This window comes from Collimonas sp., from assembly GCF_035566375.1.
Classification (GTDB): Bacteria; Pseudomonadota; Gammaproteobacteria; order Burkholderiales; family Burkholderiaceae_D; genus Collimonas.
This window is the reverse complement of sequence record NZ_DATMRK010000028.1, coordinates 48,018-63,864: the sequence shown is the minus strand read 5'-3', so window position 1 is coordinate 63,864 and position 15,847 is coordinate 48,018. Positions and strand designations below refer to the sequence as shown.

Here is a 15,847-nt window from a genome sequence, read left to right as displayed (position 1 = left end):
ACTGATTGTTGCTATCGTTTGCATATGATGCTGACCAGCCTGTCGGCAATCTGGTCGACCGGCAGGATGGCGTCGGCGGCGTCCAGCAGCGCTGCCGCTTTCGGCATACCGTATACGGCGCTGGATTGACGATCCTGGGCGATCGTGTAATAGCCTTTGTCACGCATGGCTTTCAAGCCCAGGGCGCCGTCCCGCCCCATGCCGGTCAGCAGGATGCCGATCGCTTTGCCGGCCCATAAGCCGACGATACTCTGGAAAAATACGTCGATTGACGGCCGATAGGGGTAGCCGCTGGGTTGCTCGGTATACCCCAGTTGAAACGGCCGGGTCAGGCGCAGATGGTCATCGGTCCCGGCCAGTAAGACCACGCCTGGGGTCGGACTGTTGCCGCTCTGCGCCAGCCGTACCGGCAACTTCGACTGACTGCTGAGCCACTCGGCCATGCCAGAGGCAAATTGGGCGTCGACGTGTTGCACTACAACTAAAGCCGCAGGAAAATCCGCCGGCAGTTTCGATAGCAAGGTTGCCAGCGCCGCCGGGCCGCCGGCGGAGGCGCCGATGGCGACCAGGTATTTTGAATCGGGGCCCGGCAATGACGGTTTTCTGGCGGCGGCTGTGGTGCTGGCCGCAGTTGCCGGCGGCGGCTTCTGTTCAGGTGGCGATTGGCGCTGATTCAGCAGTTTTTCAATCGAGTCGATCTTGGCCAGCAAAGAGTTGACGTCGTTGCGCGGATAGCCGCTCAGGGTGCTGGGGGTATCGATCGCATCGAGCGCACCGTAGGCCATCGCGTCATAGACTGCCGAGACATTGGCGCCGACGTCGCCGGTGACGATCAGAATCGCACACGGCGTATGCGCCATGATATGACGGGTGGCGGCGACACCGTCCAGCACCGGCATCATCAAATCCATCAGGATCAGGTCCGGCGTTTGCCACGCGCAGAGTTCGATGGCGCGTTGGCCGTCCTCGGCAATCCAGATGATCTCGTGGTCCTGGCGCTGCAGCAGGGTGCGGCGTAGCGCTTCTACCGCAATCGGTGCATCGTTGACAATCCCGATCTTCATGAATGGGCCTCGCCGATCAAGTCTTCAACTGCTTGCAACAAGGTCTCGTCGTGGAAACTGGCTTTGGCCAGATAATAATCGGCGCCGGCTTCGAGCCCACGCTGGCGATCCTCCTGGCGATCCTTGTAAGACACGATCATCACCGGAATTGCCTTCAATTGCAGATTTTTCTTGATCAAGGTGACCAGTTCAATGCCATCCATGCGCGGCATGTCGATATCGGTCACCACCAGGTCGAACGGTTCGCTGCGCAAGGCGTTCCAGCCGTCCATGCCATCCACCGCGACGCGCACCGTGTAACCGCGGCTGCTCAGCAGTTTGCGTTCGAGTTCGCGCACGGTGAGCGAATCGTCGACCACCAGCACCCGTTTGCTAGTCTGGACCTGCTGCTGGCTGCTGTTGTCGTGAATCTTGCCGAGTTGACCCTGGGCAATCAGTTTCTCGACCGAATTGAGCATGTCGGCGACATCCAGTATCAGCACCGGCGCACCGTCTTCCATCAACGCCGCTGCCGCCACATCCTTAATCTTGCCCAGGCGCGCATCCAGCGGCTGCACCACCAGCATGTGCTCGCCCAGCAAACGGTCGACTTGCAGGCCATAGGTCTGGCTCTGGTCGCCGATGACTACCAGGGAAATCCGATCGTCGCCTGCTGCTGGGTTGCCATCGCCGCTTTGCAAGATCTGGCTGGCGCCGACCAGGCCGATCTGGCGATTTTCAAACGCGAAATGTTGACGGCCCTCCAGCGATTCGATCTGATCCCGCTCCAATATCATGGTGCGATTGACGTAAGCCAAAGGAAGGGCGTAGGGCTCGCCGCCGATACTGACCAGCAAACTGCGCACCAGCGACAAAGTCAGCGGCAGCTGTAATTGAAAACGCATGCCACGGCCGGCTTCGCTGAAAATCTGAATCGTGCCGCGCATGCGCTTAAGCATGTTGTGGACCACATCCAGGCCGACGCCGCGTCCGGAAATTTCGGTGACCGTGTCGCGCATGCTGAAACCCGGCAGCAGCAGGAAATGCAGCAGCTCGGCATCGCTCAGCCGGCAGGCGGTTGCGCTGTCAACCAGGCCGCGTTGCAGCACGGAGGTGCGCAACTGTTCCAGGTCCATGCCGCTGCCGTCGTCGCTGATGGTGATTTGCAACAGGCCGGCATGGTGGCGCGCAGCCAGTGTGATCAGGCCTTCATCGCTTTTGCCGGCAGCGCGCCGCTGCGCTGGCGGCTCGACGCCGTGGTCCAGCGCATTGCGCAACAGATGCACCAGCGGCGCCTCCAGTTGCTCCAGGATATCGCGATCGACCTGGGTGTTTTCGCCGTTGATCTCCAGCCTTACCTGCTTGCCCAAAGTGCGTCCCAGATCGCGCACCATGCGGTCGTAGCCGACCACCCGATCGGCAAACGGCCGCATGCGGCAGGCCAGGGACTGATCGTACAAACGTTGGGCGCGGCTGCTGTTGCGACGTTCGAACAGTTCCAGTTCGGTCAAACGTTCCGCCAGCATTTTCTGGCTGGCGTCGACCTGTTGCCGAACCTCTTGCAAGGCCTTGAATTGGGCACCAGCGAGACTACTCTCGCGCAGCGCGTCATGTAATATTTCCAGCGATTGCGCGGCGCTTTGCTGCAACCGTTTCAGGCGCAGCAGCGATTCATTGAATGCCGGCAGCCAACGCGACTCCACCAGCGACTCGCCGGACAAGCTGACCAACTGATTCAGATGCGCAGCGGTGACGCGCAGCATGCGATCTGCCTGGTCTTTGCTCTTGTCTTCATTCCGCTCTTGATTCCGATCTTGACTGCTGGCTTGCTGCGTTTCGCCGGCTGCGGGGGCAGCGCCATCCGCTGCCATGCTTACCGCCAGCAGTGCTTTTGAGTTCGACTCTGAATCCGACTCCCGGGCGCGATCGTCAGCTTGTTGCAAACTGTTTTGCAAGCCTTGCAGGAAGACCTCGATTTCCGTGCGGCCGCTGCCGGCCTGCCACAGCTCCACGTCTTCGGCACTGATGGCGATGCGTTGTAATAGATCGACGCCGTGCAACAGCTGGTCGATGCGGCGCGGGCCGAGTTGCACTTTTCCCTGTTGTGCCGAGACAAAACAATCTTCCATGACATGCGTCACGTCTACTCCGGCCTGGATGCCGACAATCCGCGCTGCACCCTTGATCGAATGGGCAGCTCGCATGCAGGCTTCCAGTTGCTGCGGGGATGGCGCGCGTTCGATCGCCAGCAGTCCGCTGCTCATGACCTGCGCCTGGGTTTCCACTTCTAGCCGGAACAGGTCGAGCATGGAGGCGTCGCGCATCTCGTCAGCGTTCATGCGAGGCTCCGATCCAGCGTGTGAAACAGTAATTCCTGATCCAGCAAACCGACGCTATGGCCGTTCCAGTGAATCACCGCATGGGTGAAATGGCCGGCGGCGCGGGTTAGCGTGGTGGGCAGCGCTTGCTGAGCGGATGCGGCTATGCGCAAGGTGCCGTGCACTTCATCCGCCGTGAAAGCGGTAGTCTGGCCGTTGTGTCGGATGATCAGCATGCGCCGTAACAGCTGCTGGCGCGCGGTGGCTTGCGGGTTTCCACTGATGCCGAGCATCGCCGCCAGAGAAACGCAAGTCACCAGCGCGCCGCGGATATTGGTAATACCGAGGACGATGGCGTTTTGCCGATGCGGCAAGCGATGCACGCTGCGCAGTTCGGTGATTTCCTCCAGCAGCGTGGTCGGCAGCGCCAGCCATTCTTCGCCTATGCGGAACAGCAGCAGGGAGCGCATGTCTGCCGCAGTTTGCCGCGGCTCCTCGGCTTGCTCCTGGGTCCGCGCTAGGGTTTGCTCAAACCAGCTGCCGCCAACATCGTCTATCTGCAAACGGTCTAGCAGTTCGGCAGCGGCGCGGGCATGGAGCGGGCAGTTGCGGCAATCGATATGCAGCGTCAGGCGCTCGCATGAAGCGTCGCCGCGCACGCCGATCCGGTTCCAGCAATCGTCGATCAATGGCATGGCGGTATCGGTTTGGGGTTCAGGGGATGTACTTGTCATGATTGGCACATCATACGACCAGCAGCGGCCAGTCTGGGCCGCTGCTATCGTTGTTTGAAAAAATCAGGGCTGAACACATATCAGGAAGGATTGTTTTCTGTCGAACGCCGCGCGCGTTGCTGAAGTAACCTGGCGCCGGCGGCGTCGCCCTGGGTTTGCAGCAACGCCGCCAGATGCGTCATGGCTTCGGCATGGGTCGGCTCCAGATACAAGGCTTTGCGATAGCAGTCTGCGGCGGCTGGTTTGCGGTCGGCTGCGTCGTGGATCACGCCCAGCAGATAGTAGGCAGCAGCCGCTGCGCCGTGGTGCTGGATCAGTTGTTCGCACTGGCTGGCGGCTTCGTCCAGCTTGCCCTGGTCGGCCAGCAGCTGCACCGTTGCTAGCGCTGTTTGCGACGGCGCCGTCGCGGGCATATCTGCAGCTGCTCTGGCTCGTGGGCGAACTGCGCGAACTGAGCCCGCACCGGCAGATCCGGGCAGCGGCCGCGGCGATGGCGCTACCGCTTGCGGCACAAAAATGGCGGCGGCCGGCGCTGTCGATGGCGCAGCTGGCTTAGGCATTTCTTGTTTCGGCACGCCCTGGCGGAAGGCGAAGGCCATCGGTGCGTTGAGCGGCGTCAGCGCGTGTTGCATCATCAAGGCGCTTTCTGCCGGACCGACAAACAACAAGCCTTCGGGCGCCAGCCGCTGGGTCAGGATGGTCACTGCCTGATGCTGTGTGGGGCGATCGAAATAGATCAGCAGATTGCGGCAAAAGATGATGTCGTAAGGCGCTTGCCCGGCCAACAGATCGACAGCAAACAGATTGCTCTGCACGAATCGCACTTGCTGCCTTACCGTTTCCGATAGCGCATAACCGTGTTCATTGAGTGCGAAATAACGGTCCCGAAAGCTCAGGAAATTACCGCGAAATGAATTCTTGCCGTACACCGCCTGCTGCGCGACGGCCAGCGATTGCGGGCTGATGTCGACCGCATCGATATGGAAATGCTGCGGTGGCAGGCCGGCGTCCAGCAGCGCCATGGCAATCGAATACGGTTCTTCCCCGGTGGAGCAGGGCAGGCTCAGGACGCGCAAGGGCTGGCTGGCGCTGAGCGGCCGCCGTTTTTGCAATTGCTGTTGCAACTGCGCCATCTCGATGAAGGCTTCGCGATTGCGGAAGAACCAGGTCTCCGGCACGATGACCGCTTCGATCAATTGCAGCTGTTCCGGCTCCGACACCTGTAGCAAATGCCAGTAGGCGTCGAGGTCGTCAACACCGCAGTAGCCGCGTCTTTCGTGCAGTGCGCGTTCCAGCATGGGGCGGCCTATGGACTGGATATCCAGGCCCATGCTGCGCTTTAGCATGGTTTCGAATTTTGCCAGCGGCATTATTGCTCCGCCGGCGGAAATAGTTGCGCCCGCACTGCGGGTGGCAGCAAGTCTTGTATCTTGACCGATTGAATCAAGCCACGCGCATCGTCGGTGACCGGGCCCAGGTAGGGGGCGCCACCATGATCGTGATCGAGGCCGCTGTCGCGAAACTCAGAGGGCTCGCGGCGCATGATTTCGCTGGCTTTTTCCAATATCAGCCCGAGCAGACGGCTATCCGGGCCGGGGGCAGGGTAGTGCACCAGCACCGTGCGGGTACTGAGACGGCGCTGGGCAGGGCGCCCCAACGCCAGCTGGCTGAGATCGATCACCGGCACCGATTGGCCGCGGTAGGTGAATACGCCAGCCACCCAAGGCGCAGTCGCCGGCATTTGTTTCAGCTTGACCAGCGACAGCACTACCGCCACTTGACTGGTGTCGAGTGCGTAGTGGTCTTCGCCGATTTGGAACAATAAAAAAAGCATGGTGTGGTTTGCAAATTCCTGTTGCTGCTTTAGCCGGGCAGCATTTAGCCGAGTTTCAGTTTGAAGCGCGAGACGCCGTTGCGCAAGCCGTTCGCAGTCAGTGTCAGTTCATCAATCGCCTGGCTCGACTGGCGCAGCGATTCCACGCTCTGCTGAGCAGCCTCGCTCAATTGTCCCAGCGCCTGGCTGATCTGTTCGGCGCCGATAGCTTGCGCCTGCACCCCTTGGTTGACCGACTGGAAGCGTGGCGTCAAAGCTTGCACCTGATGAATGATCTGCGATAGCTGGGTGCCGACATTCTGGACGTCGGCGATGCCGCGCCGCACTTCTTCGGAAAATTTATCCATGCCCATCACGCCGGCCGATACCGCTGACTGGATCTCTTTCACCATCTGCTCGATGTCGTAGGTAGCCACCGCTGTCTGGTCGGCCAGACGGCGGATTTCGATCGCCACCACAGAAAATCCACGACCGTATTCGCCAGCTTTTTCAGCCTCGATCGCAGCATTCAGCGATAGCAGGTTGGTTTGTCCGGCAACCTTGGTGATGGTGGTGACTACCTGATTGATATTGCTGGCTTTCTCGTTGAGGATGGCCAGTTTGGCGTTGACCGAGCCGGCCGCATCCATCACATGGTGCATGGTGTCTTCCATCAGGGTCAGGCCGGCCTGGCCGGTGCCGACCAGCCTGGCGGCTTCCTCGGCGCCGGACGAGACTTCATTCATGGTGCTCACCAACTCGCGCGAGGTGGAATAGATTTCACGGGAAGTAGCGCCGATCTCAGTGGTGGTGGCGGCGGTTTCGTTAGCAGTGGCTTGCTGTTGCTTGGCGGTGGCGGCGATCTCGACTACCGATGTGGTGACTTGAACTGCCGATTTTTGCGCCTGCCCGACCAGTCCGGTCAGTTCATCGGACATGCGATTCAAGCCTGCTTCCAGCGCCTGAAACTCGTCATGGCGATTGAGGTTGAGGCGTTGTGACAAATCGCCGGAACGCATCACTTCGAGTGCGGCGATCAGGTCCGCCATCGGCCGCGTGATTGCGCGCAGCAGGAAGAAGCCGCAGATCACCGCTGCCACCAGCGCAATCACCAACGCTGCCAGCAAAGTACTTTTGGCGACCAGCACTGCGGCCTCGATTTTTTCTACCGAGTGCACTTCAGCCTGTTGGTTAAAGTCGCGCAATTGGGTAGCAGCGGCACGGCCTTGCTGCCAGGCCGGTTGTAATTGTTCCATCAGCAGGCTGCGCGCTTGCGCACTCTTTTGCGCTTCATCCAGTTTCAATACCTCGGCCATGATCCGGTCGTATTGCAAGCGTGCAGCTTTGAAGGCGTTGAAATGGCTTCTGTCTTCTGCTTCGAAAATGGTCTTGTCGTAGTCGGCAATCAGTTTGTCCATTTTCTCGCTGTCGGCGCGCAGGGTTTCCAGGTCATGCTTGCGTTCGCCGCCGTTATCCACTGCGATCACCTGCAACGCCAGCAGATAACTTTGAAACCAGGTCGAGCGTATGCCGGTGCTTAATTCCAGGCCCGGCATGGAGTCAGTCTGGAAGCTGGTGGTTTCGTGCTGGATCGCGGCCAGCTTCCAGTAGGTGACGCCGGCCATGAATCCCATCAACGCCAGAATCACACCAAAACTGACCAGCATTCTTTGCCGAATAGTCCATTGCTTCACGTGTTATTTCTCCTGTCGTTAATCGATGATCGCTGCGATCTATCTGTTGGGCTGCCGCCTGACTTATGGCTTAAGAACGCTCTGAAATTGGTGTACTGATAATAGAGCCGCGATGGTCAGTTTCTAAGTGGATACAATAAACCAGTCGGGTCGAAATCGGGCGAATTTTTGGCGATGGCGGACCGCTGCAGGACGCGATTATTGCAGATTTTTTATTCCTGATTTGTATATCATTGTGAAATCCCAAAGGTAACAATTGATAATTTCATGTGACGATGATGGACAGTCACTCAAACATAGGTGTTGATTGTTAAATCTCCATCGGCAAATCGCCGACACAGCTAGCCTATCCTTGCAAACCTGTTTTGCAACCTAATCCGCTGTCGCTCAATTGGCCCTGTGCACTCAGCACGGTTGTGTAAATTCTCAATTTCCCCTTTAGTTATTCAAACGCTCTGCCGTTAAAGCAAAGGAAGGCACGACAGGCGCATTGCCGCCGCTGGCTTGTTGCTCGCTATCGCTGCTCGTCATCGCTGTTCGTCATATCAATAATTGCCAAGGCAAAACGGAGACCCATTCATGAACAGATTGTCTTTTACGCAAAAACTCTGGCTGCCATTGCTGCTCAGCCTGGTCGCATTATTTTCGATCTCCGTGTTCAACGCTTATCAGGCACGACAGATTCGGCTGGAAGAACGCCAAAGCGATTTGATCAATGTCTCCACCGTCGCCATGAGCATCATCAAGGAATATGGCGCGCTGGCTGCCAGCGGCGCCCTCAGCAAGAGCGAGGCGCAGCAGCAGGCGCTGGCGCGCTTGAAAGCCATGCGCTACGGTAAGGACGGTTATTTTTCGGTGTCGACGTCGCATGAAGAGATGGTCATGCATCCGATCAAGCCGGAGCTGGACGGGCGCAAGATGAGCGATTTCAAGGACCCCAACGGTAATCTGGTATTTGCCCTGATTTCCAAGGCCGGCAGCCAGGCCGACGGCGGTTTTGTCAATTATGTCTGGCCGCGTGTCGGCGCTGCCGAAGCGGTGCCGAAAATGTCGTTCGCACTCGGTTACCAGCCGTGGGACTGGATCGCCACCACCGGCATTTATGTGGATGACCTGAACCTGGCTTTCATGCAATCCCTGTACCGGGCCGGCGCCATCTTGCTGGTGGTGGCGCTGGCGCTGATTGCATTGGTGATCTATTCCAACCGCAGCATGCTGGAGGCAATCGGCGGCGACCCCGGTCATGCCGCCGTTATCGCCAACCGGATTGCCGATGGCGATCTCAGCCTGGATATAGCGACACGCCCGGGCGACACAAGCAGCCTGGTGTATGCGATGAAATGCATGCGCACATCGCTGCTGCATACGATCACCAATATCAAGCGTTCGACCGACACCATTGCCACCGCCTCCGGCCAGATCGCCAGCGGCAATCTGGATTTGTCGAGCCGTACCGAACAACAGGCCGGATCGCTGGAAGAAACCGCTTCGGCGATGGAACAACTGACCTCGACCGTCAAGCAAAACGCCGATAACGCGCGCCAGGCCAACCAGCTGGCGGTAACTGCCTCGCAGGTGGCAAGCAATAGCAGCGCGGTGGTGTCGCAGGTGGTTGACACCATGGGTAACATCCGCAGCTCGTCGAAGAAAATCGTCGACATCATCGGCGTCATCGACGGCATCGCTTTCCAGACCAATATCCTGGCCCTGAATGCTGCGGTGGAAGCGGCGCGCGCCGGTGAGCAGGGCCGCGGGTTTGCGGTGGTGGCATCGGAGGTGCGCAGCCTGGCGCAACGCTCGGCCGCAGCAGCCAAGGAAATCAAAGTGTTGATCGACGATTCGGTCAGCCAGGTCGGCAGCGGCAGCAAGCTGGTCGAACAGGCTGGCGCGACTATGGGCGAGGTGGTTACCAGCGTCAAGCGGGTGACCGACATCATCGGCGAAATCGCCACCGCCAGCCAGGAGCAAAGCACGGGGATTGAACAGGTCAATCACGCGATTGCGCAAATGGATGAGGTAACTCAGCAAAACGCCGCGCTGGTGGAACAAGCTGCCGCTGCCGCCGCATCGCTGCAGGAACAAGCCGTCAATCTGGCGCAGATGGTAGCGGTGTTCAAAACCGATAACAGTCATGTCAACCATGCTGAGCCAGGCCGGCGCAGTGTCGACATCACACCGCAAGCTGCGCAATTGTCCGCTCGGCCTGGGGCGCGGCGAGTTGCCGCCTAGATTTTATTTTTTGGGAAAGTGCGCAAGTATGAAAAATCTGAGTCTGAAAGCAAAGTTGTGGCTGGTGCTGGCGGTCATGTGGCTAGGCTTGCTGTTGCTGGCCGGTTGGTCGGCCTTGAATACGCGCGATACGATGATGCACGAGCGCGAAGCGGGGCTGAAGAATGTGGTGGAGACCGCGGCCGGCATCGTTAAAGGCTATGCCGATGACGTCGCCGCCGGCAAGCTCAGCCTGGCGGACGCCCAGAGTCAGGCTTTGCAACGCATCGGCAGCATGCGCTATGCGCAGGATAACTACGTATTTGTCTTCGATTCGCGGCCGGTGGTATTGATGCACCCGACCAGCAAGGACATCGTCAACAAGAACGTCGGTGAACGCAAGGACACCGAGGGCAAGTTGTATTACGCTGAAATGGTCAAGCTCGGCAAGCAGCAACAGCAGGGCATCGTCCATTACATGGGGCGCTTACCCGGCACCGCCGATGTCCGCGGGGAAAAAATCAGTCACGTCAATTACTTTGCGCCGTGGGACTGGTTCCTGGTGTCTGGCGTGTTTGTGAATGATGTGCAAGCCGCGTTTTATGACAATCTGTTGAAGCAGCTGCTGATCATGTTTGTCATCGGCGCCACCGTATCGGCCACCATGCTGCTGATCATTCGCAGCGTGACGCGCAGCCTGGGCGGGGAACCCAGTTATGCCGCCGCCATTGCCGCCAGAATCGCCGGAGGCGAACTGGATTTGACGGTGCAAGTCGATAGCCGCGACCAGAGCAGCTTGTTGTATGCGATGCGGCAGATGCAGCAGCAACTGGCGGCAGCCATCACCGAAATTCGTGAAGGCAGCCAAAACATCGGTGCATCGATCAAGGAAATTTCCGCCGGCAATAGCGATTTGTCGGCGCGCACCGAGCAACAGGCGGCTTCGCTGGAACAGACTGCCGCCAGCATGGAGCAACTGACGGCAACCGTGCGGCAAAATGCCGATAACGCCAGACAGGCCGGCCAGCTGGCGCAGAGCGCTTCCAATATTGCAGCCAAGGGTGGCGAGGTGGTGGGCCAGGTGGTGCATACCATGCAAGGCATTACCGATAGCTCCAAACGCATCGCCGACATTATCGGCGTCATCGACGGCATCGCGTTCCAGACCAATATCCTGGCGTTGAATGCAGCGGTGGAGGCGGCGCGCGCCGGTGAGCAAGGACGCGGTTTTGCGGTGGTGGCGGCCGAGGTGCGCAATCTGGCGCAGCGCAGCGCTCAGGCCGCCAAGGAAATCAAGGAATTGATCGGGGATTCGGTCAGCAAGGTTGACGGCGGCTCTGAACTGGTGGCCCGCGCCGGCCAGACCATGGATGAAATCGTGCAGGCGGTCAAGCGCGTGACTGACATCATGGCGGAGGTCACGGTGGCGTCGGAAGAGCAAAGCAGCGGCATCGAACAGGTCAACCAGGCGGTGACGCAAATGGATAAGGTGACGCAGCAGAACGCCACGCTGGTAGAGCAGGTGGCGGCTGCGGCCAGTTCGCTGGAAGGGCAGGCGCAGCGCTTGCAGGATGCGGTAGCGGTGTTCCAGGTGGCTGAGACGGCAGCTGTATCTGTTGCTAAATCCAGATCTGACCAGCAGCAGCGTAGCAGCACGCCGCTGACAGTTGCCAAGCGCTCGCAAACGTCGCCTGGCGCCAAACCGGTGCTAGTCAAACGGGCGCCGCCACCGTTGCTGAAGACTGTCGATGCGGCCAAAGCTCGGAATGGCGCTGGTGCTGGCTCCAGCAAGGCGACAGCATCCAGAACCGGGCCGGCTTTGTCGAAGGCGCCAGCAGTCAAACTGGCGGCGTCTGACGCGAACGACTGGGAAACTTTTTAACGCCACGCCTCAAGCGAAGACGATCTTGAATCTGGCTGGATGAAAGAAACGGCTTATTGCCGCGCTCAAGAGGTATACTTGGGAACTATCGAAGATGTCCCGTTTGCCGCGATTGCAAACGGGCAGCGCAGATGGTGTTTTAGTAAAACACCATGATCTGCTTCCCACCTACCACACTGATCGAGACCAATCCATGCTTTTGAATTTCCCCACTGTCGAATTGCCTTCGGCCGACCGTCTTGCGGGCGCCCTATGACGGCAAGCGAACAGCCGATGATCCATTGGATCGAGGAAGATCAGCCGCGCTCGGCGCGCTGGCGCTCGGAAAACGGTAATGCGGCACCCAAGCGGGTGGTGATTGCCGATGACAGGATGACAGCTGACACCGCGTATCGCCTGGCCTGTGAAGGCACCGGCATGCTGTGGCGCGGCGATTTCCAGAATGCTCGTCAGTTGCTGCAGGCGCTGGCGCGGCGCGCCGAACCGAAGACTGAAAAGCGCGGCAAGCCGCGCAAGCAACCGGTTTCACCGACCGATGCCTTCAATCTGCATCGCCAGGCGCAATCGCAACGAGCCCGCACCCTGGGCATGCTGTTGCTGCCGTTCGAGGCCGACTACAGCATCCCGTTGCGGCGCGCGCCCGATGTGAAACTCGCCTGCAATGAAGCCTATGGCGCGTCGACAGAACCGTTTGTAGCTTCGCTGCGCGAACTGCTGGGCCTGATCGGCGCGCATGAGTGGCGCAAGAAGGGCGTTGAGATTGCCGCCCTGGGCGAGCGCATCCATCCTCACTACGGCGTGTATTCGCCGGTCCGTGGCGAATATATCGGCTTGGTGGCGGCAGCGCCGTTACCGAGCACCAAACTGGCGTTTGACATTGGCACCGGGACCGGCGTGCTGGCGGCGGTATTAGCTAAACGCGGCGTGCAGCGCATCGTCGCCACCGATATGGACCCGCGTGCGCTGTCTTGCGCCCGTGAAAATCTGCTGCGGCTGAATCTGGATGGTCAGGTAACCCTGGTGCAGGCTGATCTGTTTCCCGAAGGCCGGGCGCCGCTGGTAATCTGCAATCCGCCCTGGATCCCGGCGCGGCCCAGCTCGCCCATCGAGCATGCGGTATACGATCCCGAAAGCCGTATGTTGCGTGGTTTCCTGAGCGGCCTGGCGCAGCATCTGGAACCTGGCGGCGAGGGCTGGCTGATCTTGTCCGATCTGGCCGAGCATCTGGCCCTGCGTTCGCGCGCCGAACTGCTGGCGGCGATTGCGGCGGCAGGCTTGATAGTGCTGGGGAAAACCGATATCCGGCCGCAGCATCCCAAGGCATCCGATCAAACCGATCCGCTGCATTCAGCGCGTGCCGCTGAACTGACTTCTTTATGGCGGCTGGCGGTGCGTTAACGGGGGGATTGGATTAAATAGGCTTTGAATTTAATTGCCGAATGGAAATATCTGTTGTAAATTCGCCGGTTCCTTCGATGTAACCGGCGTTTCGTTATTACCTATTGTTAATGATTGTGAAATATATAAGTTTGCTATTGCGGCAATTAGTTTCCATATCTAGGCTATCTCTATTCATCTGATTTAAAAGATGAACGCAAGGTCGCTTTTCGTCCGGCAATGCGTGTCCTGCATGCGCGTTCTGCAATGCGTGCAGACGATAACGGCGACATCTCGGGATAACTGGAATTGGACCACATGACCAACAGCAAGCATAGCCAGCCTCAGCCAGATCCACCATTGCCTTTGAACGATGCCGAACTAGGTCTTGACGATTTGTTCCTGGCCAGCGCGAGACAAGATCTGGCCAGCATCGAGCAGGCGCTTGAGCGCCGCGATTACTGCGCCATACAGCAAACGGCGCATAGCCTGAAAGGGGCGGCCATGATTTTCCGTGTGCCGGCAACCGTCAACGCCACGCTGCACATTGAAGCTGTCCTGAATACCGGACTGGCGGTTGATCATGCCCAGCTTAGCGCGGCGTGTGGCGCGTTGCGCCAGCAGATTGAGCTGCTTTGAGCTTGCTGTACTAGGGAGATTTTGCCTGGTGCGACCCAGGTTCGCACCGACCGCACGGCAGATTCCTGTTATCCCCATCTTCTAAAACGGCTATAGTCTCTACATCGAATCCGCGCATGCCTTGCCGGCGTCCGTGGATTAGCAATCCCCACTTTGATAAGGAGCGCGCATGGCGTCTGTACACTTACAAAGCATCACCGGCTTTGCCCAACGAATTCAAGCCAGGTCGCACCAATTGCAGGCCGATGAGCCGCTTAGCAACGGCGGCACCGATAGCGGCCCTGCACCCTACGAATTACTGCTGGCCGGACTGGCCGCCTGTACCTCCCTCACTTTACGCATGTATGCCGATCGCAAACAATGGGATCTCGGCCTGATCGATGTGCGGCTGCACTTTGCGCGCGATGAGCAGGGGCGGGAAAGCATAGACCGCACAGTCGCTTTTGGGGCGCAACTCAGCCCGGAACAGATAGCCAGATTGGCAGAGATTTGTGAAAAGACGCCGGTGACCAAGACCATCAGGCAAGGCACGGAAATTCTGACTACCTTGAGTCAGGGCCAGGCCGGGCTCGATCCGCACAGTTAATTTACGCAACTAAGCCAAGCAATTAAGCTACGCAATAAGCCGTTCAAAGGAGAAGCGCATGACCAAAATCGTCGGAGTAGCAGGCAGCTTGCGCAGCGGTTCGCTGAATGCCGCATTGTTACGCGCCGCCACCGGCTTGATGCCAGCTGGCGCGGTCTTGGAAATCGGCAGCATCAAGGGGATTCCCTTGTATGACGGCGATCTCGAACAAGCCGAGGGAATTCCGCCGGCCGTGACACTGCTGAAGGAACAGATAGCGGTGGCCGACGGCTTGCTGCTGGTGACGCCGGAATACAATAATTCCATACCGGGTGTGTTCAAGAACGCGCTCGACTGGTTGTCGCGGCCGCCAGCCGATAGCGCGCGCATCTTTAGTGGCCGCCGGGTGGCGCTGATTGGCGCTTCGCCGGGAGGTTTCGGCACCATCCTGTCGCAGAATGCATGGTTGCCGGTATTGCGCACGCTAGGCATGCAACCCTGGTTCGGCGGGCGTCTGATGGTGTCGCGCGCCACTAAGGTATTTAATGAGAACGGAGAATTGGTTGACGAGCAGGTACGTGAGCAACTCAGGGAATTCAACCGGAATTTTGTCGAATTTTTAAAAAACTGAAATGAAATTCAAAGACTATTACAGCGCATTAGGCGTGGAGCGCTCGGCTAGCGCCGCCCAGATCAAGCAGGCCTACCGCAAGCTGGCGCATAAATATCATCCTGATATTTCCAAAGACCCGGCAGGGGAAGAAAAATTCAAAGAGATCGCCGAAGCCTATGCGACCTTGAAAGACGGCGAAAAGCGCGCCGCCTACGACCAGCTCGGCAGCCACAAGGCGGGTGAAAACGTGGAGCCACCGCACTCTTGGCAGCAAGGATTCGCGGCGGATGGCGCCGCCTTCGGCGATGTCGACATGGCCGATATCCTGGCGGCTTTCGCCGCATCGCGCCATGGCGGCGGACCTGGCGCCCGAGTGCGTCCGGCCAGGGGCGAAGATTATGAAGTCAACGCGCCCATCACTTTGGAGCAGATTTATGACGGCGGCGAAACCGACGTCCGCCTGAGCATGCCCGAGTACGATGAACACGGCGCCTTGCACCGGGTGCCGCGCACTTACCGGGTGCGGGTGCCTAAGGGCGCAGAAGACGGACAGAGATTGCGTTTATCCGGTAAAGGCGGGCAAGGACACGATGGCGGCAAGCATGGCGATTTGTATGTCGTGATGAAAGTGATCCCGCACCCGCTGTATCGGGTGAGCGGGAAAGACCTGTATATCGACCTGCCTCTGACGCCGTGGGAAGCGGTATTGGGTGCTGCCGTGCTGGTGCCGACTTTGGGCGGCAAGGTCGAGCTGAACATTCCTGCCGGCACCGCCGCCAATCGCCAATTCCGCCTTGCCAGGCGCGGTCTGCCGTCTGCCAGTGGCGAATCGGGCAACCTATATGCGGTGGTGAGGATAGAGGTGCCGCCGGCGCCAACGGTGCGCGAGCGTGAATTGTTCGAGCAACTCGCGGCGGAATCGAAATTCAATCCACGTCAGCATCTTAGTTAGGAGAGCGCC

13 protein-coding genes are annotated in these 15,847 nt (G+C 59.0%); 7 read left to right on the top strand and 6 right to left on the bottom strand.

The annotated features are described in order from the left end of the window. Positions 1 to 11 precede the first annotated feature (11 nt). The 6 genes from cheB to VNZ60_RS07415 form a co-directional block, all read right to left on the bottom strand. Entirely contained in the window at positions 12 to 1,064 is a 1,053-nt protein-coding gene (gene cheB / locus VNZ60_RS07440) for a chemotaxis response regulator protein-glutamate methylesterase (protein ID WP_325657786.1), read from the bottom strand. Beyond that, positions 1,061 to 3,382 carry a hybrid sensor histidine kinase/response regulator gene (locus VNZ60_RS07435; protein WP_325657785.1) on the bottom strand — a complete coding sequence of 774 codons (2,322 nt, stop codon included), beginning with the start codon at positions 3,380 to 3,382 and terminating at the stop codon, positions 1,061 to 1,063. Before VNZ60_RS07435 ends, cheB begins: the two co-directional genes overlap by 4 nt. Next, positions 3,379 to 4,095 carry a chemotaxis protein CheW gene (locus tag VNZ60_RS07430; protein ID WP_325657784.1) on the bottom strand — a complete coding sequence of 239 codons (717 nt, stop codon included), beginning with the start codon at positions 4,093 to 4,095 and terminating at the stop codon, positions 3,379 to 3,381. The genes VNZ60_RS07435 and VNZ60_RS07430 overlap by 4 nt, the downstream gene beginning before the upstream one ends. Before the next feature lie 80 nt (positions 4,096 to 4,175). Next, positions 4,176 to 5,465 carry a CheR family methyltransferase gene (locus VNZ60_RS07425; protein ID WP_325657783.1) on the bottom strand — a complete coding sequence of 430 codons (1,290 nt, stop codon included), beginning with the start codon at positions 5,463 to 5,465 and terminating at the stop codon, positions 4,176 to 4,178. Next, positions 5,465 to 5,929 carry a chemotaxis protein CheW gene (locus tag VNZ60_RS07420; protein ID WP_325657782.1) on the bottom strand — a complete coding sequence of 155 codons (465 nt, stop codon included), beginning with the start codon at positions 5,927 to 5,929 and terminating at the stop codon, positions 5,465 to 5,467. The genes VNZ60_RS07425 and VNZ60_RS07420 overlap by 1 nt, the downstream gene beginning before the upstream one ends. 44 nt (positions 5,930 to 5,973) lie before the next feature. Next, entirely contained in the window at positions 5,974 to 7,602 is a 1,629-nt protein-coding gene (locus VNZ60_RS07415; RefSeq protein WP_325657781.1) for a methyl-accepting chemotaxis protein, read from the bottom strand. Positions 7,603 to 8,181: 579 nt separating this feature from the next. Here VNZ60_RS07415 and VNZ60_RS07410 point away from each other — a divergent pair. From VNZ60_RS07410 to VNZ60_RS07380, 7 genes are all read left to right on the top strand, one after another. After that, the gene (locus VNZ60_RS07410; RefSeq protein ID WP_325657780.1) at positions 8,182 to 9,831 is read left to right on the top strand and encodes a methyl-accepting chemotaxis protein; all 1,650 of its coding nucleotides are present in this window, start codon (positions 8,182 to 8,184) and stop codon (positions 9,829 to 9,831) included. Positions 9,832 to 9,859: 28 nt separating this feature from the next. Next, complete coding sequence (locus tag VNZ60_RS07405; protein WP_325657779.1) at positions 9,860 to 11,692, top strand: methyl-accepting chemotaxis protein; 1,833 nt, start codon at positions 9,860 to 9,862, stop codon at positions 11,690 to 11,692. A 252-nt stretch (positions 11,693 to 11,944) separates the two neighbouring features. Further along, positions 11,945 to 13,090, top strand: coding sequence for a class I SAM-dependent methyltransferase (locus VNZ60_RS07400; RefSeq protein ID WP_325657778.1), 1,146 nt, complete (start codon positions 11,945 to 11,947; stop codon positions 13,088 to 13,090). A 297-nt stretch (positions 13,091 to 13,387) separates the two neighbouring features. Next, positions 13,388 to 13,708 (top strand): Hpt domain-containing protein, encoded by a 321-nt coding sequence (locus VNZ60_RS07395; RefSeq protein ID WP_325657777.1) that lies wholly within the window; start codon positions 13,388 to 13,390, stop codon positions 13,706 to 13,708. Positions 13,709 to 13,877: 169 nt separating this feature from the next. Further along, positions 13,878 to 14,294: an OsmC family protein gene (locus VNZ60_RS07390; protein WP_325657776.1), complete on the top strand. Its 417-nt coding sequence runs from the start codon at positions 13,878 to 13,880 to the stop codon at positions 14,292 to 14,294. Positions 14,295 to 14,352: 58 nt separating this feature from the next. Then, positions 14,353 to 14,904 carry an NADPH-dependent FMN reductase gene (locus VNZ60_RS07385; protein ID WP_325657775.1) on the top strand — a complete coding sequence of 184 codons (552 nt, stop codon included), beginning with the start codon at positions 14,353 to 14,355 and terminating at the stop codon, positions 14,902 to 14,904. A 1-nt stretch (position 14,905) separates the two neighbouring features. Beyond that, positions 14,906 to 15,838 carry a DnaJ C-terminal domain-containing protein gene (locus VNZ60_RS07380; RefSeq protein WP_325657774.1) on the top strand — a complete coding sequence of 311 codons (933 nt, stop codon included), beginning with the start codon at positions 14,906 to 14,908 and terminating at the stop codon, positions 15,836 to 15,838. Positions 15,839 to 15,847 lie beyond the last annotated feature (9 nt).